Raw genomic sequence first — 23803 nt, 5'->3', positions numbered from 1 at the left:
GCATGACGTCCGATCGCGCCGCCTCCGCGCCAGACCGATTGACTGCCCTGTTGCAGACCGAGCTGCTCGACTCGCCGCCGGAGCCGGGCTTCGATCGCGTCACCCGCTTGACCTCGCGGCTGCTGCAGGCTCCGGCGGCGATCATCGCGCTGGTCGATCGCGACCGGCAGTTCTTCAAGAGCTCGGTCGGCCTGTGCGAGCCGTGGGCGTCGCTGCGCGAGACGCCGCTCAGCCACTCCTTCTGCCAGCACGTCGTGACCTCGGCGCAGCCGCTGGTGATCAGCGACGCCAACGAGCATCCGCTGGTGAAGGACAATCTCGCGGTGCCGGTTTTCGGCGTGATCGCCTATCTCGGCGTCCCCCTGCGGCTGCCGAGCGGCGAGGTGATCGGCGCGCTCTGCGCCATCGATCACGAGCCGCGGCCGTGGAGCGACGACGACATCGCCCAGCTCACCGAGCTCAGCGAGATCGTGATGGACGAGATCGCGCTGCGCACCGAGAATGCACGGCGGCGCACGATCGAGCAGCACCATCGCGTGCTCGTCCATGAGCTCAATCACCGTGTCAAGAACACGCTGGCGCTGGTCGACAGCGTGATCGCGCTCAGCATCCGCGCCGATTCGGCGCTGGCCGCGTTCGGCGAGGTGCTGCGCGGCCGCATTGCCGCGCTGACCCGCAGCCACGCGCTGGCGCTGGACCGCGGCCGCGAGGCGATCGCGCTCGATGAGCTGGTCTGCGCCGAACTGGCGCCGCTGCAAGGCGACCGTGTCACGGTCGACGGTCCTGGCGTGCCGCTTCCGCCGGGCGTCGCGCTGTATCTGTCGATGGGGCTGCACGAGCTCGTCACCAACGCGGTGAAATACGGCGCGCTGTCGAACGATGCAGGAGGGGTGACGCTGAGCTGGACCCATGCCGACGGACGGCTCAAGCTGTCCTGGGAGGAGAACGGCGGCCCGCAGGTCTCCCCACCTGCGAGCAACGGCTTCGGCTCGCTGCTGTTCGAGCGCATTCTCGGCGCGGCGCTGAAGGGCGAGGTCACGCGCGACTTCGCGCCGGATGGGCTCAGGGTTTCGTTCGACCTGCCGCTCGCGCCATGACGGAATTCAGCCGCGCTGGCCGCGCCGGCGCGTCAGCGTGATCTCGGCCAGAATCGACATCGCGATCTCCTCCGGCGTGATGGCGCCGAGATCGAGGCCGGCCGGTGCCTTGACCTTGTCGAGCAGCGCGGCGTCGATGCCGGCCCTGATCAGCTTGTCGCGCAGGCTGTCCATCTTGCGGCGACTGCCGACGAAGGCATGGTAGGCCGCATCGCAGGCGAGCGCGGCGCGCAAGGCCGCCTCGTCGCCCTTGCCTTGCGTCGACACCACGACGAAGCGGCTGCTCCCGGCCGGTTGATCCAGCGCGAAGCCATCGATCAGCACATCGGCCTCCGGTGTCGTGACGAGATCGGACGCCGGCGCCGCCAGCGTCACGTGATAGCCGAGCGGCCGCGCCTGCGCCGCGAGCGCGATCGCGACCGGGCTCGCGCCGAGGATGACCAGCGCGGGATGCGGCAGCACCGGCTCGACGAAGATGTCCATGGTGCCCTTGCTCGGGCACATGTTGGCGGCGAAGCGCACGCCCTCCCTGGTTTCGCCCGGCTTGACGCCGAGCTCGGCGAGCAGGTTCTCAGGCTGCACCGAGACCATGCGCGGGATGCCGTCGGCGAGCGCCTCGCGCGCCGCCTTCAGCACCGCGCCGCGGGCGCAGCCGCCGCCGATCCAGCCCGCGACGATGCTGCCGTCGGGGCGGATGATCGCCTTGGCGCCGGCCTTCGCGGCGGTCACCGACACCGTACGGACGACGGTGGCGAGCACGAAGCTCTCGTCGTTGGCTTTCAGTTGCGCGGCGAGATCGAGCAGTTCGGGAGCAGCGGTCATGACTGCCTCCTCTGCGGACTGTCGGAAGCACACTGCTTCGACAGAGAAGGTATGTTCCCTCCCCCCTTGTTGGGGAGGGAGCGCACCACCGATGCTGCGACAGCGCGCCTTGAGCTCACAACGATGCCGCGCATCCGCATCCTCACAACCTCGCCAGATACGGCTCGAGCGCCGCGAGCGAGCTCAACGTATGCGCGGGCGCGTAGAGATCGACGAAGGGCAGCGCGGCCTTGATGCCGCGCGCTTCCGGCGCATAGCCGTCCCAGCCGAGCATCGGATTGAGCCAGACGATGCGGCGGCAGCGGCGCGACAGCTGCGCCATCTCGCGGCCGAGCAAGGCTGGGTCACCGGTGTCGTAGCCGTCGGAGACGATCATCACGCAGGTCCGCGAATGAATGACGCGCGGCGCGTGCCAGCGATTGAAGGTCTGCAGGCTCTCGCCGATCCGCGTCCCGCCGCCGGCGCCCTGCGCCATCATCGAGAGACGGTCGAGCGCCCGCGCGGCATCCTTCTCCTTCATCGCATCCGAGACATAGGCAAGCCGGGTGTGAAACAGGAACGCTTCGGCCTCATGAAAGGCGTCGAGCACACCGTGGATGAAGCGCAGGAACACCGCGGTGTAGGGGCTCATCGAGCCGGAGGCGTCGAGCAGCACCACCAGCCGCAGCGGCTTGTGCTTGCGTCGCCGGTGCACCAGCGCAATCGGCACGCCGCCATGGCTGATGTTGCGGTGGATGGTGCGGCGCAGGTCGAGCCGCTCGCCCTTGCGCCGCAACTGATCGCGGCGCGTCAGCCGTGTCCGCATCGCCCGGGCGAGCCGCGCCGCGGCCTCGTGCGCCAGCGCGACCTGGTCGGGATCTGCGAGCTTGCGGAAGTCGGTATCGCTGATGGACTCCACGCGCGATGCCCCTTCGCGCAGGCCCTCGCCGCCCGCGTCGCGTGGGGTTTCGTCAGAGGGAATCTGATCGGTCGCGCCGTGAGGCTCCGGCTGACCGGCATTCGCATCCTGCAGACTCTTCAGGGACGGGCTGTTCGCTCTCGCCGTCGCGCCGGCGACCAGCGAGCGCGAGCGCACGCGCTTGCCGAGCCAGAACGCGTCGAACAGGCCGTCGAAGCGATCCCACTCGCTCTTGCGCGCCGAAAACAGGTGCTTGAAGGCGGAGCGCAACAGGCCGGGCCTGTCGGCATAGCCCGCACTCATCACGGCCGCCGCATCCTGCCCCTCCGACAGGCCGACCGCAAAGCCGTTGTCGCGCAGCGTCTTGAGAAATGCACCGAGGCGTCCCGCGACCAGCCGCGCGACCGCGTTCATGTCCTCGTGGTCGGGCGTGGTGCCACAGCAGCTCATGCGACCTTCCCCAGCAGCCGCGCCGTGACCTCGCGCGTGATCCGCGCGCGGTCCTCATGGGTCTTGAGCAGGCACATCAAGGTGTCATGCACCATCTCCGGCTGGTCCTTGAGATCGCGCACGTCGAGCCCGACCAGTGCCGCCGCCCAGTCCAGCGTCTCGGCGACGCCGGGCACCTTGCGCAGTTCCTCCTTGCGCAAGGAGTCGATGAGGCGCGCGATCTGCAGGGCCAGTTGCGCCGAGGCGCCGTCGATCCGCGCCAGGATGATGCGCGCCTCGCGATCGACGTCGGGATAGTCGACGTAGTGATAGAGGCAGCGCCGGCGCAGCGCGTCGGACAATTCGCGGGTGCCGTTGGAGGTCAGCACCACGTGCGGGATGCTGATTGCTTTGATGGTGCCGAGCTCCGGAATCGAGACTTGGAAGTCCGACAGGAGCTCCAGCAGGAACGCCTCGAATTCGTCGTCGGCGCGGTCGATCTCATCGATCAGCAGCACCGGCGGCGTGGCGCGGCGGATCGCCGCAAGCAGCGGCCGCTCCAGCAGATATTTCTCGGAGAAGATCTGGTCCTCGATGGTGTCCGGCTGGCCGCGATGCGCCTCGATCGCGAGCAGCTGGCGCTGGTAGTTCCACTCGTAGAGCGCGGAGCTCTGATCGAGGCCTTCATAGCATTGCAGACGGATCAGCTCGCTGCCGTGCACGCAGGCGAGCGCCTTGGCGACCTCTGTCTTGCCGACGCCGGCCTCGCCTTCCAGCAGCAGCGGCCGCCTGAGGAGCTGCATCAGAGCGATCGCGGTCGCCAGTTCGCCGTCGGCGATATAGCCGCAAGCGGAGAGCGATTGCGCGATGTCGTCGCGGGCTTTCATGTCAAGTTCGACTGCAGCGTCATCGGAGGTGAACTCCCCTCCCCCTTGTGGGGAGGGGTTGGGGGTGGGGGTCTCCACGGCACACTGCCCGTGGGGTACCCCCCTCCCTAGCCCTCCCCCACAAGGGGGGAGGGAACGCACCGCTCGCGCGGTAAACGCCAGCGCCTTCAGTCTACGCCACCACACCCAAATTCTTCGCCGCCTGCCAGTTGCGCCAGAAGTCGTGGGGCATCTGGATGTGCGTCGCGCCCAGGAACGAGAACGCGTCATTGACCGCATTGGAGAACGCCGGCACGCCGCCGACATTGGGGCTTTCGCCGACGCCCTTGGCGCCGATCGGATGGTGCGGCGAAGGCGTCACCGTGAAGTCGGTCTCCCAATGCGGCGTCTCCACCGCGGTCGGCATGAAGAAGTCCATGAACGAGCCGGTGACGACATTGCCCTCGGCGTCGTAGCGGATCTCCTGGCCCATCGCGATGGCGAAGGCTTCGGTGAGGCCGCCATGGATCTGGCCCTCGATGATAATCGGGTTGATGCGGGTGCCGCAATCATCCAGCGCATAGAAGCGTCGGACCTTGTACACGCCCGTATCCACATCGATGTCCATCACGCAGAGATAGGCGCCGAATGGATAGGTCATGTTGGGCGGATCGTAATAGCTCACCGCCTCCAGCCCCGGCTCCATGCCGGGCGGCACCGAGTTGTAGGCCGCCCAGCAGATGTCCTTCATCGACATCACCTTCTCGGGCAGGCCCTTGACCCGGAAGCCGTCGATGTCCCATTCGAGATCGTCTTCATGGACCTCGAGCTTGTAGGCCGCGATCATCTGCGCCTTGGCCTTGATCTTGCGCGCGGCCATCGCGATGGCCGCACCTGCCACCGGCGTCGAGCGCGAGCCGTAGGTGCCCAAGCCGTAAGGCGCGGTGTCGGTGTTGCCCTCCTCGACCATGATGTTGTCGGCGGGAATGCCGATCTCGCTGGCGATGATCTGGGCCCAGGTGGTCTCGTGCCCCTGGCCCTGGCTCTTGGTGCCCATCCGCGCGATGCCGGCGCCGGTCGGGTGCAGCCGGATCTCGCAGGAATCGAACATCGCGATGCCCAGGATGTCGCAGTTCTTCGACGGACCGGCGCCGACGATCTCGGTGAAGAAGGAGACGCCGATGCCCATGATCTCACGGGTCTCGCCGCGCTTGAACGCCGCGCGCTTCTCGGCCTGCTCCTTGCGCAGGCCTGCGTAGTCCACCGCTTCCATCATCTTGCGCATGGCGGTGTGGTAGTCGCCGGAATCGTACTCCCAGCCGAGCGCCGAGTGATAGGGAAACTGCTCCGGCTTGACGAAATTCTTCAGGCGCAGCTCCGCCGGGTCCATGCCGAGCTTCTGCGCGAGAATGTCCATGCCGCGCTCGATGCAATAGGCCGCCTCGGTGACGCGGAACGAGCAGCGATAGGCGACGCCGCCCGGCGCCTTGTTGGTGTAGACGCCGTCGACGGAGAGATGCGCGACCGGGAAGTCATAGGAGCCGGTGACGATGTTGAAGAAGCCGGCGGGCCATTTCGACGGGTCGGCGCAGGCGTCGAAGCCGCCGTGGTCGGCGAGCACGTGGACGCGCAGGCCGGTGACCTTGCCGTCCTTGGTCGCCGCGATCTCCGTGGTCATGTGGTAGTCGCGGGCGAAGGCAGTCGCGGTCAGGTTCTCGATGCGGTCCTCGACCCATTTCACCGGCTTGCCGGTGACGATCGAGGCCACCGCCGCGCAGATATAGCCGGGATAGGCGCCGACCTTATTGCCGAAGCCGCCGCCGATGTCCGGCGCGATGACGTGGATCTTCTGCTCCGGGATCTTGGCGATCAGCGACACCACGGTGCGGATGACATGCGGCGCCTGGAAGGTACCCCAGATCGTCAGCTCGCCCTTGATCTTGTCGAACGCGCAGACGCACTGGCAGGTCTCGAGCGGCGACGGATGGGTGCGGTGATACGAGATCATCTCCTTGATGGTGACGTCGGCCTTCTTGAACGCGGCGTCGGTGAGCTCCTTGTCGCCGACGCTCCATTCGAAAATGTGGTTGTGATGCTTGCGTGGGCCGTGTGCGCCGGAGGTCTTGCCGGCAAGGTCCTCGCGCAGCACCGGCGCGTCCGGGTCCATCGCCTTGAACGGATCGACCAGCACCGGCAGCGGCTCGTATTCGACGACCACCTTGGAGACGCCGTCATCGGCGGCATAGCGGTCGGTCGCGACGACGAAGGCGACCTCCTGGTTCTGGAACAGCACCTTGCCGTCGGCGAGCACCATCTGCACGTCGCCGGCCAAGGTCGGCATCCAGGCGAGGTTGACGGTCTTCAGGGTCTCGGCGGTGATCACCGCGAGCACGCCGGGCACCTTCAGCGCCTCCTCGGTGTGGATCGCCTTCACCCGCGCATGCGCATGCGGCGAGCGCACGAAGTCGCCGTGCAGCATGCCCGGCAGCTTGACGTCGTCGACGTAGTTGCCCTTGCCCTGGGTAAAGCGGATGTCCTCGACGCGCTTGCGCCGGCAGCCCATGCCTTCGAGCGCGGCTTCGCGTTGTTCCCGCGTGGGAGTCAGGTCGTTCATTCCGCGGCCTCCTGGAATTCCACGCCGTTGATCTTGGCGGCGGCGTATTGGATCGCCTTGACGATGTTCTGGTAGCCGGTGCAGCGGCAGATGTTGCCGGAGATGCCAGCGCGGATTTCCGCCTCCGTCGGCGACGGATTCTCCTGCAGCAGCCGATGCGCGCGGATGATCATGCCGGGCGTGCAGAAGCCGCATTGCAGGCCGTGCATCATGCGGAAGCCTTCCTGCAGCGGCGACAGCGTGCCGTCGGCGTTGGCCATGCCCTCGATCGTGGTGATCTCGCAGCCGTTGGCCTGCACCGCGAGCATGGTGCAGCTCTTCACGCTCATGCCGTCGATGTCGATGGTGCAGGCGCCGCAATGGCTTGTCTCGCAGCCGATATGGGTGCCGGTGAGCTGCGCCTGCTCGCGCAGGAAATGAACCAGCAGCGTGCGCGGCTCGGCGAGGCCTTCGACCTCGCTGCCGTTCACCTTCATCGTGATATGGGTTTTGGGCATTTGGTGCTCCCTTGAAATTTGTTTGAGCTTTGGCCCGGCTATCAGCCTCCCGGGCGGTGAGCTCCCCTCCCCCTTGCGGGGAGGGGTCGGGGGTGGGGGTCCACGGCGGAAGTCTCGCTTGGGGCTACCCCCCTCCCCGCCCCTCCCCCACAAGGGGGGAGGGAGATGAGAGAGCTCGCCGCGTGGCGAGGTAGCACCGCATGCCGGGCCGCGGTGTCCGCTAACGCTGTTACTTCGACCGGCTCGCCGCGCGCTGCAGGGCGCGCATCACCATGATGCCGCCGACATGGATGCGGTACTCGGTCGGGCCGCGCGCATCGGACGCCGGCTGCATGATCGCGCGCGCCGCCGTCGCGGCGGCCTTCAGCGCGGCATCGTCGAGCGCCGTGCCGATCACGGCGTTGGCCGCGTCGGTCGCGAGCAGCGGCGTCTCGTGCAGATTGGTGAGTGCGATCACACAGCTCGCCACCTTGCCGCCGGCCATGGTCAGCACGACGGCCGCCGCGGCGGTCGCGTAGTCGCCGACCTTGCGCTTCAGCTTCTCATAGGCGTAGCCGTGTCCCGCAGGCGGAACGGGAATGCTCATCCCGGTGAGGATCTCGCCCGGCTCCAGCGCGGTGAAATAGGCGCCCTGGTAGAATTCCCGCGCCGCGACCTCACGGGCGCCGTTCGGCCCCTCCAGACGGTAGCTTGCATCGAGCGCCAGCATCAGCGCCGGCATGTCGTTGCCGGGATCGCCATTGGCGACGTTGCCGCCGAGCGTGCCGCGGTAGCGCACCTGCGGATCGGCGATCAAAAGCGCCGTTTCGTGCAGGATCGGCAGGCTGGCTCCGATCTCGGTCGAGGCCAGCAGCTCGGCCTGCGTGGTCATCGCGCCGATGACGATGCGGTCGCCATCGCGGCGGATGCCCTTGAGCCCGGCGATGCCGTGCAGATCGATCAGATGCGCCGGGGTCGCCAGTCGCAGCTTCATCATCGGCAGCAGGCTGTGGCCGCCGGCGAGCGGTCGCGCGTCATCGCCGAGGTCGGCGAGCAGCTTGATCGCATCGCTGACGCTCGCCGGCCGGTGATAGTCGAACGGGCCAGGAATCATGACATTTCCTCTCCTGTGCTGGCCTGCCTTATCGGCAAGGCCGTCGCGTTGTTGCGGCGGGCGTTCGTGCTGCGAGAGCGAAGTGCGAACGCGGACGCATCGCGGATTGGCGCGGAGCGTCGATCGGGATCGCTGGCCGCGCAACGAAGCCGGCACGGAGAGCGGCGAAATCGCACGAATTGCGGCTGATCGCGCACGAATTGCGTCAGCGAGGGCGACCCAATCGCGCGAGTGACGGCGTGAGCGGCCGCGCAAGACGCGCGCGCGGTGTTGCATGCGTTGGGGAGAATGGCGGCGCTCTGTTGCAGCAGCGAAACGAGCGCTGAACTCAGGCCGGCCGCCGCAGCCCGAGCCGCGCCTTGACCTCGGCGACCTTGGCGCGGCTCACCGGCACGCGCGGCTTCGAGGGGCCATCGAGCTCGATGATCGCGCCCTCGCCTTCGCGACCGACGTAGATCACATGCTCGATCGCGACGATGTGGCTGCGGTGCACGCGGATGAAGCGGCCGGGATCGAGCTGCGCCTCGGCCTCGGAGATCGACCATGGGCACATCCGCTCGCGGGTGCCGTCGTGGATCCGCGTGTAGTGCGCATCGGCGCGCACGCTGCGCACGTCCCCGGCATCGATGAAATGGGTGCCGTTGGCGCCCTCCAGCGGCAATCGCGCCGCGGTCGCGCGCGGCGGCTGGCCGATGCCCCCCAGCGGCGCCGCCGTCGCCCGGCTCATGGCGGCGACCTCGACCACCGGCTCGGCCGCCGTCGCGGCCGGCTCCGGCGCCAATTGCGGCGCAGCCTCGGCAACGGCCGGCATCGGCTGCGATTGACGGCGCGGGTCCGGCACCAGCGACAGCAAAAATCCGGCGGCGATGACGAAGCACAGCACGGCGACGACGATCGCGAGCGCTTGCGGCGACGCAGCAAGTCCCGGTGCGGCGTGGTGGTGTCCCTCGCCCATCGGCACGACATGCATTCCCAGCATCGCCGTGTAATGCATGCCGGACACGGCGATGCCGAACGCAACCGCGCTGATGGCGAGCCGTAGCCCGTCCTGCCGCGCAAGGAAGATGCGCAGGCCGCCATAGGCGGCGCCGATCGCAATCGCCACCGACAGCGCCACCAGCGCCGGATCATGCGTCAACCCGAATGAGCCGGACAGGCCGTGCATGCCGACATAATGCATGCTGGCGATGCCGGCGCCGAGCAGCAGCGCGGAAGGGACGACGCGCCGGGGGGAGGGATCGCCGATGCTGACGAAGAACAGCGAGATGCCGATCACGAGCGCGCAGATCAGGAACGAGATGATGGTCGGCAGCACCAGATAGACGGCATCAGGCGGCAGTGGCGCCGCCATCATGCCCACGAAATGCATGGTCCAGATGCCCACAGCCAGAATGCCGGCGGCGCCGGACAGCAGCACGCGCGCATTCTCTCCCGGCCCGCTGCGGATGCGCGCGGTGAGACTGAAACCGGTATAGCCACCCAGGCTCGCGATCACGACCGAGAGCGCGACGAGATAAGGATCGTATCCTTCGATCATCCTTGTCGGCCGCCCGTCGCCACGGGCCAGCCTCCTCCCAGGGGAGATTTTACAGGGGTGGCGAGGAAATTGACAACACAAGGCGGGGAGCGTGAGGGGGCGTGTTGTCGCTGGGGGACAAGCGAGGGCGGCAAGCTTGATTGGCGTGGCGCCAGACGTTGGATTCGATCTGGAGCGGCGAACGCGGTGAGTTCCCCTCCCCCTTGCGGGGAGGGGTTGGGGGTGGGGGTCCCCGAGTCGTACCTTAGCTGATGACCAATCGAATTCTGCGGAGCACGACGGCAACGACTCGCATCATTGAGTCCGTCCTAGATCGGTAAATACAACGGTGCGCATCACCAAGTTCAGCACCCGGAGACCCCCACCCCCAACCCCTCCCCGCAAGGGGGAGGGGAGCAGGCCGCCGTCGCGGTGAGACCTCGGCTCCCGACACTGAAGCATGTGTGGCCGGCCGTGACCGGCCACACACCGTCCGCCTCAGATAATCCCCGCCGCGACCTGGCTGCGCAGCCGCTCCAGGCTCAGCAGCGTCTCGGCGCAGGCGGTCGCCACCTCGATGCCCTTGGTCGCAAAATGCTTGCGGAAGAACTCGAAATGCGCCTGCGTCTCGTGGAATTGCTGCGGCGTCAGCACCGCGGAGAACACCGGCACCTCGGTGCGCAATTGCACGTCCATCAGCGCCTTGATGACGGTGTCGGCGACGAATTCGTGGCGGTAGATGCCGCCGTCGACGACGAGGCCGGCCGCGACGATCGCTGTATAGCGCCGCGTCTTGGCCAGGAGCTGCGCATGCAGCGGGATCTCGAACGAGCCCGGCACCTCGAAGATGTCGACACGATCGCGCGGGATGTGGCGCGCCTCGATCTCGTCGAGGAAGGCCAGACGGCATTCGGCGACGACGTCGCGATGCCAGGCCGATTGCACGAAGGCGACGCGCTGCGGCTTGCTGAAGCGCGGATGCGACGGCGCCGGTGGCGACTCGTCGGGCGGTGACGCGACCGGCGTATCCGCCGGCGGCGACGTTCCTGCGGTGATGGTGTCGGTGGGCGTATCAGTAGGCGCGTCTTGCAACATCTGATTCATGGTTGTCCTCGTCAGAGACCAGAATCAGGGCACACGGAACGACGACGCCCCCACGCTGGATTGCGCGGGGTGCCGGGACCCGTTCTCTTTCATCCGGACTGTGACCGTCGGCTTCGGAATCGCACCGAATCTGCTGACCCTTCTCTGCGCGACACGTTCCGGAGAACAGAATTCTCCAGACCGTGCCTTGCCGAGAAGGCGCTCGCGGGCTCGCGCTCGACCGAGAACGCTTACCGCCGGTGGGGAATTTCGCCCCGCCCTGAGAACATCGGCCGCCCGGATGGACGGCCTGAATGAACTATGCAGGCGGTCGGCGGCTGCGGCAAGGCCTCACGCCCGCGGTCCGCGACGGGCGGCCATGCAGACGCTCACGGCCGTTCCTGCGGCCAAATCACCTCAGACCGAGCGGCTGCGGCGTGTCCGATTCCGTTTTGTTCTCGTTCGCCGATGATTCCACAGGCCGGACAGGAGTTGTGGACGAAGCGGTGTTTGGCTGTGGACGGACTCGCCCCCCCGTTGCGCAGATTCCGCAAATCACATCAGTTTGTCCTCGCACGCCTCGGGGTACCTCCGGGACTGCAAGCCGGGTCGCGAAGCGCCAAGAGGGCGTGGGCCGGGTCGCCGCGTATGTACCAACGAGATCAAGAAGACGAGGTCGAGACGGCATGTCCCTGCTCGAAAGCACTATCGATTCCGCAGATCATCCGCTGAGCGTGGTCGAGACAATTGCGGCCGACAATAATTGGATGTTCGAGCGCTCCGGCGAGGACGAGATCACGATCGCCTCCAAGGGCCAGTGGACCGACTATCAGCTTTCCTTCACCTGGATGGCGGAGATCGAGGCGCTGCATCTGGCCTGTGCCTTCGACATGAAGATTCCCGAGGCGCGCCGCGCCGAGGTGCAGCGGCTGATCGCCGCGATCAACGAGCAGCTCTGGCTCGGCCATTTCGACATCTGGACCCACACCGGCATGGTGATGCACCGCCAGGCCCTGGTGCTGCCCGGCGGGATCACCGCGTCGGGACTGCAATGCGAGAGCATGCTGGCGGGCGCCATCCACGCCTGCGAGCGCTATTTCCCGGCCTTCCAGTTCGTGGTCTGGGCCGGCAAGTCGACCCAGGAGGCCATGGCGGCGGCGCTGTTCGATACAGAGGGCGAGGCGTAAGCCGCCGCCGCTCCATCACACGCGGTGTCGTCCCTGCGCACGCAGGGACCCATACCGCGTGATGTCCGTGTGGCGCGCGACGCTTGTCGCTCTGCCCCTGCTCCACTAGAACCGCCGGTGGTTATGGGTCCCTGCTTTCGCAGAGACGACAGCGGAGTGCGTCGTGACATCAGCGGACAACAACCTGCTTCATCAGCTCACCGGCACCATCGTGCTGGCCGGCGCCGGCAAGATGGGCGGGGCGATGCTGACCGGGTGGCTGGCCGGCGGCCTTGATCCCGCGCGCGTGGTCGTGATCGAGCCGATGCCGTCGGCCGAGATCACGGCGCTAAAGGCCCGAGGCGTCCGCCTCAATCCGACGGCAACTGCGCCGGCCGAGGTCGTCATCGTTGCCGTCAAGCCGCAGATGTTCCCCGACGCCGGCCCCGCCTTGAAGCCGTGGGTCGGCGACGCGACGCTGGTGCTGTCGATCATGGCGGGGACGACGATCGCCGGCCTGCAGCAAACGATCGGCGGCGCGGTCGTGCGCGCGATGCCGAATACGCCCGCCGCGATCGGCCGCGGCATCACCGTGGCCGTGCCGGCCGGCAACGTCAGCGCCGCGCAGCGGGGGCTGACGGACGCGCTGCTGCGTGCCACCGGCGCAGTGGAATGGGTCGACGAGGAGGCGCTGATGGACGCGGTGACTGCCGTGTCCGGCTCGGGGCCCGCCTATGTGTTCCTGCTCGCCGAGGAACTCGCCCGCGCCGGCGTCGCCGCCGGCCTGCCCGAGTCCCTGGCGACGAAGCTCGCGCGCCACACCGTGTCGGGCGCCGGCGAGCTGCTGCGCCAATCGGACCTGCCGTCCGCCACCCTGCGCCAGAACGTCACGTCGCCGGGCGGCACCACAGCGGCGGCGCTGTCGGTGCTGATGGGAGCCGACGGCTTCCAGCCGCTGCTGACCAAGGCGGTCGCCGCGGCCACGGCGCGTTCGAAAGAGCTCGCGAAGTAGACAACCGCGAGCTGACAGCTCAGCGCGACGGCGTCGGCGGCCCGCCATGCTGCTGGCGCCATTGCAGGAACTGGCGGAACAGAGCGCTGCGCTCAGCCGGATCGTTCGACAGCTGTCCCCCGCTCTGGCGCACGAAGCTCTCGAACTGGGTCTGGCGCACGTCGGCGACCTGCGGTCGCGGCACCATGTTGTGCGCCAGCAGCCACTCGTCCGCGGCCTTGAACCGCTTCCAGTTCGGGATCGCGGCGACGATGCTCGACTCCCGCCATTTCGGATGCCGCGGCGGCTTCATGAACTCGTCGTAGTTGGCGAAGAACGCCTCGACGAAGCGCGCCACCTTTCGGTAGCGCTCGGTATTCTCCGGCCAATTGTAGCTGACGAGCAGCATGCCGATCGCCACCGTCTCGATCGTCTCGCCGGGGTTGAGCAGGTTCGGATATTCCTCGGAGGACAATGTCGTCGGCAGATAGAGGTCCTGCAGCCGACGGTCGTAGGGGATCGTCACCAGGTGCAGCGCGCGGTTGTCGTTCCTGATGTTCCGGGCGAGCTGGAACACCTTGCCGGTGGAGACGATGTAGGCGTCCGCGTCGCCATCGATCAGCTTCTGGATCGATTTGGCGTCATCGGTCGCGTAGTCGAATGACGCCGTCAGACCCAGCCGGTTGAAGATCACGCGCGCGGAATAGAAGCCGACATCGGTCGGCGCGATGACGCGCTTGCCGTTGAGATCGAAGATCGAGCGGATCGAGGAGCGCGCGATGACATGGATCTCGTTGTGATAGAGCCGCGCAATGTAGCGGAGCTGCGAGGTGATGTCGGGAATGCCGTATTGCAGGCGGTAGAATTCGGGCACGTCGGCGGCGACCGCGCCCATGTCGATGCTCTTCAGGAACAGAATATCGGAGACGTTGCGCACCGGTCCCTTGCCGAGCACCGGCAGCACGCGGACGTTGGTCTGATCATCGAGCACGCGCGCCATGTCCGAGCCAAACACGGAGGTGGCGCCGCCGGCCGGCGCGGTGATGACGGTGACGGTGCCGTCGTTGACATCGGTCGGGTTGGGCAGCCGCCACACGTCCGGCCCGCTGCCGGGCGCGGGCGACAGCGACGCCGGCAGGCCGGCGGGACGTGGCGGCGCGGGGATCACGGGTGCGCCGTTCGGCCGCGCAGCCGGGGCGACGGGCACGATGATGGAGCGGGTCGCTGCCGGGCGCGGCGGCTGCGGCGGTTGTTGTTGCAGCTGCGGCCAGGCCTGCGCCGATGCCTGGCTCAGCATGAGTCCGGCTGCGAGCGCGGCGAGCGCGACTTGCGAAGCTGCCTTCGTGACGATGGACATAGCGCAACGGCCTCCTGCACCATCGCGATGCCGCCGCAGCGTTCTCGACCCGTCCGGAGCATTCACCTCGAGGCCTGCCTGCGTCAGGCATGCGACGGGCGACCGCGGCCTCGGCTGAGACCTCGCGACAACCAACCTCGCGATGCGGAGCGCGCCCGAGGCCAAATGGCCGCGATCGGCTCCGATCGAGTTCCATAGTTGCGTGACGTGATTCGATCGATTTGCGGCGGCCGCCGGGATTTTGTATGACGACGTGCATATAAGCCGGATATTGGACTCCGGCTGTGGCTCTCGTGCAACGCCTCTTGTTTCAGGCTGCCAGCCGGTGTTGCCGTCGTGCCAGGATCAGCAGCGTCACGACGATGGCCAAGTTCAGACCATTCCACGCGACGCCGTTGGCGAAGGCCGCCGAATAGGACCCGGTGGCGTCGAAGATGACGCCCGAGACCCAGCCGCCGAACGACATGCCGAACACCGAGGCGAAGATGATGATGCCGACCCGGGTGGCGGCCTCGCGCGCCGGCATCGCCTCACGCACGATGATCGCATAGCTCGGTACGATACCGCCCTGGAACAGGCCGAACATGCCCGAGATCAGATAGAGCGACGTCAGGCCGTCGAAGAACAGATAGAACAGCAGCGCAAAACCCTGCGCCAGCGAGCCGATCAGCAAGGTCCTGACGCCGCCGATGCGATCGGCGAGAAAGCCGGAGCCGATCCGGCTGACGATGCCGAGCGCCATCATCAAGGACAGCATCTGCGCGCCGATGGCGACGCCGTAGCCGAGGTCGCCGCAATAGGCGACGATGTGCACCTGCGGCATCGCCATCGCCACGCAGCAGGCGATCGCGGCGACGCTGAGCAGCACCGTCAGCGCATTGGTGGAGATCGGCAACTCCAGTTGCGGCGGCGCCGCGCTGGCATGATTCTGCGCGCCGGCGCCATCCATGCGGGCGCGCAACACCAGGAGCAGCGCGCTCATCGTCACCGCGCAGAAGACACCGAGCGCGACATGGCTGGCGCGCCAGCCGATCTGCTGCACGCCCCAATTCACCAGCGGCGGCCACACCGTGCCGGCGACGTAGTTGCCGGAGGCGACGATGGTGACGGCGAGGCCGCGATAGCGCACGAACCAGTGCGACGCCTCCGCCATCAGCGGCGCGAAGGTGACGGACGAGCCGAGCCCGACCAGGAAATACACCGCCTGAAACTGCCACAGCGTCACCGAGGCGCCGGCGAGCAGATAGGCCGCGGCCGTCGTCGCGATGCTAAGCGCCATTGCGGTGACGATGCCGAAGCGGTCGGTGATCCGGCCGACGATGACGCCGCCGAGGCCGAAGCCGAACATCGTCAGCGTGTAGGCCAGCGAGACCGCGCCGCGGCTGGCGGCGAACTCGGCCTGCACGACCGGCAGGACGACGACGACGGTCCACATCCCGGCGCCGCCGATGGAACCGATGACAAGCGCAAGCGCCAGCCGCGCCCAGGCTTGGCGCGAGTCCGGAATGAAATGAGGCGCTTCCTCGAATCTTGTATTGGGTCCGTGCACGATTTCAGCAACTTCGTTGCCGCACCGCATCAGGTCAAGCCACATTGCTGCGGCAATGGGCATGCAGAAGCAGCGCAACAGGAGGGATCTGCACGATCACGGTTCGGCCCTCTTGGCGGCGCAACGCTTTATCATTAGGTTGCGCGCCGGGTTGGAGTGATTGGCCGCGCATGTCGTTGGGACTGACACGAAAGATGCTGATGGTGGCAGGACGGCTGCTCGTCCTTGCTTACCTCGTCTGCGTGGTCAGCCCCGGCGTGGCGCTCGCGCTCGGCGCGGGGGCGGCGCCCTGTCTCGACGAGACCGTCGTTGGCGCTGTGGTCTCGCCTCATGATGCGGCTCGCCACGAGATGGTCATGACGGCGATGCCACAGACAATTGCGGCGCACGTCCATCATCATGCTCACCCTGTCGCAGACGCCGGGATGCACGCTCCAGCTTCCGCACCGTCGCACCACGATCATGGCAAGATGCCGGGCCCGTGCTGCGCCATGATGTGCGCCGTGGGCCTGGCCGCCACGCTGCCGGCAGTCGCCCTCCCCGCCCGCCTCGCTGCCACCGGCGTCGTTGCGCGCGACGAAGGCCTGCCCGGCCGCACGCCGCCGCGCCTGTACCGTCCCCCCATCGTCCTGGCCTGAGCGAACGACCCCGGCTTCGCGCGCAAATGACGCGCGGCCGCTCGCGTTTCATCAGACCAAGGATACCTCATGTTGTCGCAATCCAGGGCGACGCCCGCTGCCGCATGTCCGGCGCGGCGCAGCCTGCCATTCTCCGTCGTCGCCAGCGCATTGACGCTGCTTGCCGCGACGAGCCTCGCCGCCTGCCAGCCGCGCACGGTCGCGTTAGCAGGGGCTGATCCGGCCGATCCGGCGGCGAACGCTGCGCCCGTGCGCATGTCGGGCGTCGTCGGACCCTACACGCCACTGCGCCCGGCCGCGCCGGCCGCCCTATGGCCAGCGCACCGACCCCGGCGCACCGCGCCCTGAGCCGAGCCGCTAAGGAGCGCCACATGCAGGGGACCATCAGGCTCGCGGCGCTCGCCGCAGCACTTGCGCTCGCAGGCTGCGCCTCGTTCTCGCCGGACGGCGGCATGAGCGCCGTCGCGGACATCGCCGGCCACACCACCGGCAAGGAGGTCGCCTCGGTGAGAGGCAATGACGACGCCGAACGCGTCCGCGCTGCGACGCGCCGCCTGCTCGCCCGGCCCTTGTCGGCTGATGCCGCCGTGCAGGTCGCGCTGTTCAACAACAAGGGCCTGCAGGCGACCTACAACGCGCTCGCGCTCAGCGAGGCGGACATGGTCGAGGCCAGCCTGCCGCCGAACCCGACCTTCTCCCTGATGCGCATCAGCGGCGACGGCGCGCTGGAGGCCGAGCGTCAGGTCGCCGGCGACATCCTGGCGCTCGCCACCTTGCCGCTGCGCTCGGAGATCGCGCGCGAGCGGTTTCGCCAGGCCCAATTGAAGGCCGCGCTGGCGACGCTGCGGCTCGCCGCGGAAGTGCGCCACGCGCATGTGCGCGTCGTCGCCGCCAACGAGCTGGTGGCCCTGCTGGTCGAGGCGCAATCGGCCGCGGAGGCGACCGCGAAGCTCGCCTCGAAGCTCGGCGAGACCGGCGCGCTCAACCGGCTCGATCAGGCGCGCGAGCAGGTGTTCTATGCCGAGACCACGGCCGAGCTCGCCACCGCCCGCCGTGCCGCAGGAAGCGCCCGCGAGCGGCTGATCCGTCTGATGGGCCTGTGGGGCGACGATCTGAATTTCCGCCTGCCCGATCGGTTGCCGGCGCTGCCGCGCCGCCCGCTGAGCCAGCCCTTCGTCGAGGCCGATGCCGTCGGCCATCGCATCGATCTGCAGGTCGCCCGCCTCGAGCTCACGGCGCTCGCCACCGCGCTGCAGCTCAGCGAGGCGACGCGCTTCGTCACGTTGCTCGATCTCGCCGGTCTCGACCGCAAGACCGTCGAGCCCGACGGCCGCATCATCCGCGAACGCGGCTACGACGTGCAGTTCCAGATCCCGATCTTCGACGGCGGCGAGGTCCGCGTGCGGCAGGCGGCCGAGACCTACAACATCGCCTTCAACCGCCTGACCGAGCGCGCCGTCACCGTCCGCTCCGAGGCGCGCGACGCCTATCGCAGCTACCGCGCGGCCTTCGACATCGCCGGCCATTACGCCCGCGAGGTGCTGCCGCTGCGCCGGATCATCAGCGAGGAGATGCAGCTGCGCTATTCCAGCATGCAGGTCGACATCTTCGCGCTGCTGCTCGAGGCGCGGCAGCGCCTGGCCTCGCGCCGCGCCGCGATCGACGCCGTCAGAGACTTCTTCCTCGCCGAGGCCGAGCTGTCGGCCGCCGTCAATGGCGGAGTCGCGAGCGGCGAAGACAGCGCACAGCAGACCGCGAGCGCGCTCGCGCCAAGCAACGACTGAGAGGAGAGCCAACATGTTGTCCCGCCGAACCCTGCTCGGCTCCGCGGCGCTGGCCGGCGCCTCCGCCGTCTCCGGCCGCGTCCAGGCTGCTTCCATTCCGGAGGCGCCGACCATGGACAAGACCGTGATGCAGCCGCCGCTGCATCCCAGCGCCGGCCCCGACTATCAGCCGGTGGTCACGCTCAACGGCTGGTCGCTGCCGTTCCGCATGAACGGCGACTGGAAGGAATTCCATCTCGTCGCCGAGCCGGTCACGCGCGAGTTCGCGCCCGGCATGACCACGCATCTGTGGGGCTACAACGGCCAATCGCCGGGCCCGACCATCGAGGCGGTCGAGGGCGACAGGCTCCGCATCTTCGTCACCAACAAATTGCCGGAATACACCACCGTGCACTGGCACGGCGTGATCCTGCCCTGCGGCATGGACGGCGTCGGCGGACTGACGCAGCCGCACATCAAGCCCGGCAAGACCTTCGTCTACGAGTTCGAGATGAAGCATGCCGGCACCTTCATGTATCACCCGCACGCCGACGAGATGGTGCAGATGGCGATGGGCATGATGGGCATGATCGTCGTGCATCCGCGCGACAACGTGCCGCCGCCGGTCGACCGCGACTTCGTGTTCGTGATGTCGACCTATCGCATCGAGCCTGGCAGCTATCTGCCGAAGGTCACCGAGATGACCGACTTCAACATGTGGACCTGGAACGCGCGGGTGTTTCCCGGCATCGATTCCTTGCCGGTGCGGCTCGGCGATCGCGTCCGCATCCGCATCGGCAATCTCACCATGACCAACCATCCGATCCACCTCCACGGCCACAAGTTCAAGGTGATCGGCACCGACGGCGGCTGGCTTCCCGAAACGGCGCAATTCCCGGAGACCACGACCGACGTGCCGGTCGGCGCGGTGCGCGTGCTCGACTTCACCGCCGACAACCCCGGCGACTGGGCGTTCCATTGCCACAAGTCGCATCACACGATGAATGCGATGGGCCACGACATGCGCAACCTGATCGGCGTGCCGCGCAAGGAGCTGGCCGCCGCCGTCGGCAAGCTCGCGCCCGACGGCATGGTGATGGGCAACACCGGCATGGCGATGGGCAACATGGAGATGCCGGCCCCCGACAACACGCTGCCGATGATGACCGGCAGCGGCCAGTTCGGGCCGATCGAGATGGGCGGCATGTTCACGACCGTGAAGGTGCGCGAGGGCCTCGCCCGCGACGACTACCGCGATCCCGGCCCGTATCAGTTCCCCAAGGGCATCGTGGCCTACGAGGTCGCAAGCGCGCCGGAGCCGGTGCGGCGAAGCGACGGCGCACCGACGCAGGTCCGCACCCAGCGCTGAATTCACCAAACACCGCATCAACCGACGACCACCATCAGGAGATATCCATGAAGACTGCATTCGCGATCAGCGCAATGGCGGCGGCCGCTCTGATCGTAGCACCGGCCCGTGGCCATGAGCAGCACGGATCGCGCGGCTATTCCGCCGGTGAGCCGGGTGATCCCAAACAGCCGTCACGCACCATCGAGGTGCTGCTGAGCGAGATGGAGTTCACGCCGGCGCGCATCGAGGTGAAGCGCGGCGAGCAGATCCGCTTCGTGCTGCGCAACACCGGCAAGGAGGATCACGAGTTCCTGCTCGCCACCAAGGCCGAGAACCTGAAGCACGCCGCGGTCATGAAGAAGCACCCGCATATGGAGCACGACGAGCCCAACGGCGCCCGGCTCGCGCCGAACAAGACCGCCGAGCTGCTGTGGCGGTTCACCAAGCCCGGCACGTTCGAATATTCCTGCCTGATCCCAGATCATCGCGAGTTCGGCATGACCGGCCACGTTGCCGTGAAGTGACGGATGAAGCCGTCTTGACAACGCGTAGGGCGGATCATCGCCGCGTCATTCGCCCTACGCCTCGCCATGAGTTCACCAGTAGAAGGAAACACATCATGAAGACGTTCTCTCAGCTCACGACCGCCGCCGCATTGGTTCTCGCTCTCGCGACCCCTGCCCTCGCCGCCGAGGCGATCAGCGGCGACGTCAAGAAGGTCGATGAGGCCAACGCCAAGATCACGCTCCACCACGGCCCGGCCAAGAGTCTTGGCATGGACGGGGCCATGACCATGGTCTACCGCGTCAAGGACGCTGCGCTGCTGAGAGGCCTCAAGGCCGGCGACAAGGTGAAGTTCGAGGCGGTCGAGGACGCCTCCGGCTACACGGTGACCAAGATCGAGAAGGGCAAGTAGGCGGCAGCGTTTCGAGCCGTCCCCTTCTCCACCGCCATTCCGGGGCGCGCGCGGCGACGACGTCGCCGGACAGCGCGAGCCCGGAATGACGTGCGGATGGATCAGGCCACGAACCGGTGGCCGGTTTGCTTTCCAAGTTCGGATCGTATGATCGCGGCTCCCTGCGCGGAGCATGCCATGAAAGCCTATCTCGTCCTCGATCTCGCCGTTCACGACTTCGCAGCATTCAAGGTCTACATCGAGGCGATCCCCGCTTTCATCGCCAGGCACGGCGGCCGTTATATCGTGCAAGGTGCGATGCCGACTCCGGTCGAAGGCAACTGGACGCCGGAGCGGATGGTGATCCTCGAATTCCCGTCGCGGCAGAACGCGACCGGCTTTCTCAGCGATCCCGACATCCAGGAGCTGTTCGCGATCCGGCACCGCACCACGACGAGCCGGCTGGTGCTGGTCGACGGCTGCACCGAGTGAGCGTGCGTTGCAATGTTGTGCAGGTGGACAGCGCACAGCTTGGCAAGACCCCTATAGCCCGGCGCGACATCCGCAAGCGGCGGATCACGCTGCGCTGATCCGCCGTACGCGAGCTGCCCCTGTCATTCGGGCGCAAAGACCGTTCGCCATCGTGCCGTTAACCATTTGCTAACCATGGCGCGGGCAAGCTTCGCCGCGTCGCGCTGCGCGTGGCCGGCGACCGGACGACCACAGGACATCCTGGGCTTTGCTGCCGCCGGGCATGGCGGCGGGCCGGTTGCCGGCCGCAGCGCGCCGCTGCGGCGTCCGACGCCATGCCGTCCTGTCTGTCCGGAGACCCAAGTCCTTGAGCACCGTCGGTTCGCGCGCCTTCCAGAAGGCGCGGCAGGAAAAGAAGCAGAAGAAGCTCGTCGAGACGCAGCTGACGACGGCGTACAAGGCCTTCCAGGCCGGACGCCAGGCGGAGGCGCAGGCGCTGTGCGCGAAGCTGCTGCAGGAGGTCCCCGGCTGCTTCGATGCCATGCATCTGCTCGGCGTGTCGCTGGTGTCATCGGCGCGCTTCGCCGAGGCCACCGCCTTCCTGACGCAGGCCGTCGCGATGGAGCCGAATTCCGCCGACGCGCAGTCCAATCTCGGCTGGGCGCTGATCAATTGCGAGCGCTACGAGGAGGCGCGCGCCGCGCTGGAGCGATCGCTGGCGCTGCGCCCGAATGCGCCGATCACCTTGCGCAACCTCGCGATCGCGCTGCTGCGGCTCGGACAGGGCGAGGCCTCGCTCGCGGCCGCGACCCGCGCCCTCGAGCTCAAGCCGGACGACGTCGATGCCTGGTGCAATCGCAGCGTCGCCGAGCTGATGCTGCGGCGGTGGGACGCCGCTGCCGCCAGCGCCGAGCGCGCGCTGGCCTTCAACCCGAACCATTTCGAGGCCACGGTCAACAAGGGCCTCGCCCATCTCGAGCTGCACCATTTCGAGCTGGCGGAAGCGACCTTCAATGCGGCGCTGGCGGCACGCCCGGCCCACGCCGAGCTGCGGGCGCATCGCGGCCGGCTCTACATGATCTCCGGACGCACGGCGGAAGCCGAAGCCGATTTCGACGCCGCCGTGACGCTCGATCCCAATCTGCAACTGGGATGGCAGGGCAAGGCGCAGATCTGCATCCTCAACGGCAACGTCGCGCAGGCGATGGCCGCCTGCAAGCGCGTGCTCGACACCAATCCGAAGGCGCAGGTCGCGCTCACTTTGCTCGGCGCCTGTCGCGGCCGGCTCGGCGACGTCGCAGGCGCCATCGCCCAGTTCGACCAGGCGCTCGCGGTGCAGCCGGACTATGACGAGGCGATCACCAAGAAGATCTTCTATCTCGACTTCCTGCCCGGCGCCGACTTCGCGGTCCAGCAGGCGGCGCGGCAATATTGGTGGATGGCGGTCGGCTCCAAATTCCCGCGCCGCAAGCTTGCGCCGCGTTCGCTCGATCCCGACCGGCGCATCGTCGTCGGCTACGTCTCGGCCGACTTCCGCATGCATTCGGCGGCCTTCGCCTTCCTGCCCGTGCTGCGCGGCCACGACAAGACGCAGGTCCAGGTCAACTGCTACTCGACCTCGCCGCGGCACGATTCCTACACCGCGACGTTCCAGTCGATCGCCGACGTCTGGGTCGAGGCCTCGAGCCTGTCCGACGACGAGCTCGCCGACCGCATCCAGGCCGACGGCGTCGACATCCTGGTCGATCTCTCCGGCTACACCACGGGCACGCGCATGCCGGTGTTCGCGCGCAAGCCGGCGCCGATCCAGGTCACGGCCTGGGGCAGCGGCACCGGCACGGGCCTTGCCACCATGGACTACTTCTTCGCCGATCCGGTCACGGTGCCCGAGAGCGTCCGGCCGCTGTTCGCCGAGCACGTCCACGACCTGCCCTCGGTGATCACGATCGATCCGGTGCTCGACGTTCCGCCGTCGCCGCTGCCGATGCTGACGAACGGCCACGTCACCTTCGGCGTCTACAACCGCATCGACAAGATCTCCGACGCGGCGATCGCGCTGTGGGCGCGGCTGCTCGCCGAGATCCCTGACGCGAAGCTCGTCGTCAAGCATCTCGCGCTGAACGATCCCGCGGTGCGCGACGGGCTGCTCGCCCGCTTCGTCGCACACGGCGTGCCCGAGGCGCGCATCCTCTGCCTCGGCGCCAGCGAGCGCGTCGAGCATCTCAAGTCCTACGAGCGCATCGACGTCTCGCTCGACCCGTTCCCGCAGAACGGCGGCATCTCGACGTTCGAATCGCTCTACATGGGCGTGCCGGTCGTCGCCAAGCTCGGCGCCGGCGCGGCCTCGCGCGCCGCCGGCGGCATCCTGACCGCGGCCGGCCTCGCCGACTGGGTCGCCGGCGATGATGACGGCTACATCCGGATCGCCAAGAGCTTTGCCGCGCAGCCCGAGCTGCTGGTGAAGCTGCGGCCCGAACTACCCGGCCTGGTCGCGCGCTCGGCGGCTGGCGACGTCGCCAACTACACGCGCTGCGTCGAAGCCGGCTATCGGCAGTTCTGGCGGGACTATTGCGCCAAGGGAAGCAAGGCCGGCGCCTGATCGCGCCGTGCCAAGGCCTCGATCTCGCAGCAGCCCTCGACGCCCGATCGCACGAACGTTCGGCTTCGACCGCCCCCCTGCAACCGCAAGCTGCATCGATTTCCGCTG

General features: G+C 67.7%; 20 protein-coding genes and 1 riboswitch. Of the genes, 10 read left to right on the top strand and 10 right to left on the bottom strand.

Going from position 1 to position 23803, the window contains the following annotated elements; all coding sequences use genetic code 11:
• The first annotated feature begins 2 nt into the window (after positions 1–2).
• Entirely contained in the window at positions 3–1097 is a 1095-nt protein-coding gene (locus tag ACQR0W_RS31925) for an HWE histidine kinase domain-containing protein (RefSeq protein WP_316169344.1), read from the top strand.
• A gap of 6 nt (positions 1098–1103) precedes the next feature.
• Here ACQR0W_RS31925 and ACQR0W_RS31920 read toward each other — a convergent pair whose 3' ends face one another.
• The 8 genes from ACQR0W_RS31920 to ACQR0W_RS31885 all read right to left on the bottom strand — a co-directional run bounded on the left by ACQR0W_RS31920 (position 1104) and on the right by ACQR0W_RS31885 (position 10936).
• Positions 1104–1919 carry an XdhC family protein gene (locus tag ACQR0W_RS31920; RefSeq protein WP_316169345.1) on the bottom strand — a complete coding sequence of 272 codons (816 nt, stop codon included), beginning with the start codon at positions 1917–1919 and terminating at the stop codon, positions 1104–1106.
• A gap of 142 nt (positions 1920–2061) precedes the next feature.
• On the bottom strand, positions 2062–3267 hold the full coding sequence (locus tag ACQR0W_RS31915; RefSeq protein WP_316186717.1) for a vWA domain-containing protein: 1206 nt from the start codon (positions 3265–3267) through the stop codon (positions 2062–2064).
• The gene (locus ACQR0W_RS31910) at positions 3264–4133 is read right to left on the bottom strand and encodes an AAA family ATPase (protein ID WP_315714065.1); all 870 of its coding nucleotides are present in this window, start codon (positions 4131–4133) and stop codon (positions 3264–3266) included. Before ACQR0W_RS31910 ends, ACQR0W_RS31915 begins: the two co-directional genes overlap by 4 nt.
• Positions 4134–4305: 172 nt before the next feature.
• Positions 4306–6726 carry an aerobic carbon-monoxide dehydrogenase large subunit gene (locus ACQR0W_RS31905; protein WP_434840576.1) on the bottom strand — a complete coding sequence of 807 codons (2421 nt, stop codon included), beginning with the start codon at positions 6724–6726 and terminating at the stop codon, positions 4306–4308.
• Positions 6723–7223: a (2Fe-2S)-binding protein gene (locus ACQR0W_RS31900; protein ID WP_315714063.1), complete on the bottom strand. Its 501-nt coding sequence runs from the start codon at positions 7221–7223 to the stop codon at positions 6723–6725. The genes ACQR0W_RS31905 and ACQR0W_RS31900 overlap by 4 nt, the downstream gene beginning before the upstream one ends.
• 229 nt (positions 7224–7452) lie before the next feature.
• Positions 7453–8316, bottom strand: a complete 864-nt coding sequence (locus tag ACQR0W_RS31895; protein ID WP_316169346.1) for an FAD binding domain-containing protein — start codon at positions 8314–8316, stop codon at positions 7453–7455.
• A 328-nt stretch (positions 8317–8644) separates the two neighbouring features.
• The gene (locus ACQR0W_RS31890) at positions 8645–9853 is read right to left on the bottom strand and encodes an MHYT domain-containing protein (protein ID WP_315714061.1); all 1209 of its coding nucleotides are present in this window, start codon (positions 9851–9853) and stop codon (positions 8645–8647) included.
• Positions 9854–10330: 477 nt separating this feature from the next.
• A complete protein-coding gene (locus ACQR0W_RS31885; protein WP_316169347.1) occupies positions 10331–10936 on the bottom strand; it encodes a 6,7-dimethyl-8-ribityllumazine synthase in 606 nt (201 codons plus the stop codon).
• 77 nt (positions 10937–11013) lie between these two features.
• Positions 11014–11207, bottom strand: a riboswitch (FMN riboswitch).
• Between the two features lie 394 nt (positions 11208–11601).
• Here ACQR0W_RS31885 and ACQR0W_RS31880 point away from each other — a divergent pair.
• Positions 11602–12102, top strand: a complete 501-nt coding sequence (locus ACQR0W_RS31880; protein WP_315714059.1) for a YbjN domain-containing protein — start codon at positions 11602–11604, stop codon at positions 12100–12102.
• Positions 12103–12265: 163 nt separating this feature from the next.
• Positions 12266–13093 (top strand): pyrroline-5-carboxylate reductase, encoded by an 828-nt coding sequence (proC, locus tag ACQR0W_RS31875; protein ID WP_315826166.1) that lies wholly within the window; start codon positions 12266–12268, stop codon positions 13091–13093.
• 19 nt (positions 13094–13112) lie between these two features.
• Here proC and ACQR0W_RS31870 read toward each other — a convergent pair whose 3' ends face one another.
• Both ACQR0W_RS31870 and ACQR0W_RS31865 read right to left on the bottom strand, forming a co-directional pair.
• Positions 13113–14429, bottom strand: a complete 1317-nt coding sequence (locus ACQR0W_RS31870) for a TAXI family TRAP transporter solute-binding subunit (protein WP_316169348.1) — start codon at positions 14427–14429, stop codon at positions 13113–13115.
• Between the two features lie 310 nt (positions 14430–14739).
• Entirely contained in the window at positions 14740–16008 is a 1269-nt protein-coding gene (locus tag ACQR0W_RS31865; RefSeq protein ID WP_410052812.1) for an MFS transporter, read from the bottom strand.
• A gap of 140 nt (positions 16009–16148) precedes the next feature.
• On the opposite strand from ACQR0W_RS31865, the gene ACQR0W_RS31860 reads away from it, so the two are divergent.
• From ACQR0W_RS31860 to ACQR0W_RS31830, 7 genes are all read left to right on the top strand, one after another.
• On the top strand, positions 16149–16616 hold the full coding sequence (locus tag ACQR0W_RS31860) for a hypothetical protein (protein WP_315714055.1): 468 nt from the start codon (positions 16149–16151) through the stop codon (positions 16614–16616).
• Positions 16617–16987: 371 nt separating this feature from the next.
• On the top strand, positions 16988–18400 hold the full coding sequence (locus tag ACQR0W_RS31855) for a TolC family protein (RefSeq protein ID WP_316166488.1): 1413 nt from the start codon (positions 16988–16990) through the stop codon (positions 18398–18400).
• Between the two features lie 13 nt (positions 18401–18413).
• Positions 18414–19748 (top strand): multicopper oxidase family protein, encoded by a 1335-nt coding sequence (locus tag ACQR0W_RS31850; protein WP_434840575.1) that lies wholly within the window; start codon positions 18414–18416, stop codon positions 19746–19748.
• 47 nt (positions 19749–19795) lie between these two features.
• Complete coding sequence (locus ACQR0W_RS31845) at positions 19796–20254, top strand: cupredoxin domain-containing protein (RefSeq protein ID WP_315752700.1); 459 nt, start codon at positions 19796–19798, stop codon at positions 20252–20254.
• Positions 20255–20349: 95 nt separating this feature from the next.
• Positions 20350–20646 carry a copper-binding protein gene (locus ACQR0W_RS31840; protein ID WP_434840574.1) on the top strand — a complete coding sequence of 99 codons (297 nt, stop codon included), beginning with the start codon at positions 20350–20352 and terminating at the stop codon, positions 20644–20646.
• Positions 20647–20823: 177 nt separating this feature from the next.
• Entirely contained in the window at positions 20824–21117 is a 294-nt protein-coding gene (locus ACQR0W_RS31835) for a DUF1330 domain-containing protein (RefSeq protein ID WP_316169352.1), read from the top strand.
• Positions 21118–21463: 346 nt separating this feature from the next.
• Positions 21464–23695, top strand: a complete 2232-nt coding sequence (locus tag ACQR0W_RS31830; RefSeq protein WP_434840573.1) for a tetratricopeptide repeat protein — start codon at positions 21464–21466, stop codon at positions 23693–23695.
• Positions 23696–23803: the final 108 nt, after the last annotated feature.

The sequence above is a fragment of the Bradyrhizobium sp. HKCCYLRH1034 genome, from assembly GCF_051168375.1.
Lineage (GTDB): Bacteria > Pseudomonadota > Alphaproteobacteria > Rhizobiales > Xanthobacteraceae > Bradyrhizobium.
Note: the sequence above shows the minus strand (reverse complement) of the source record. Positions and strands in the feature narration are given on the sequence as shown.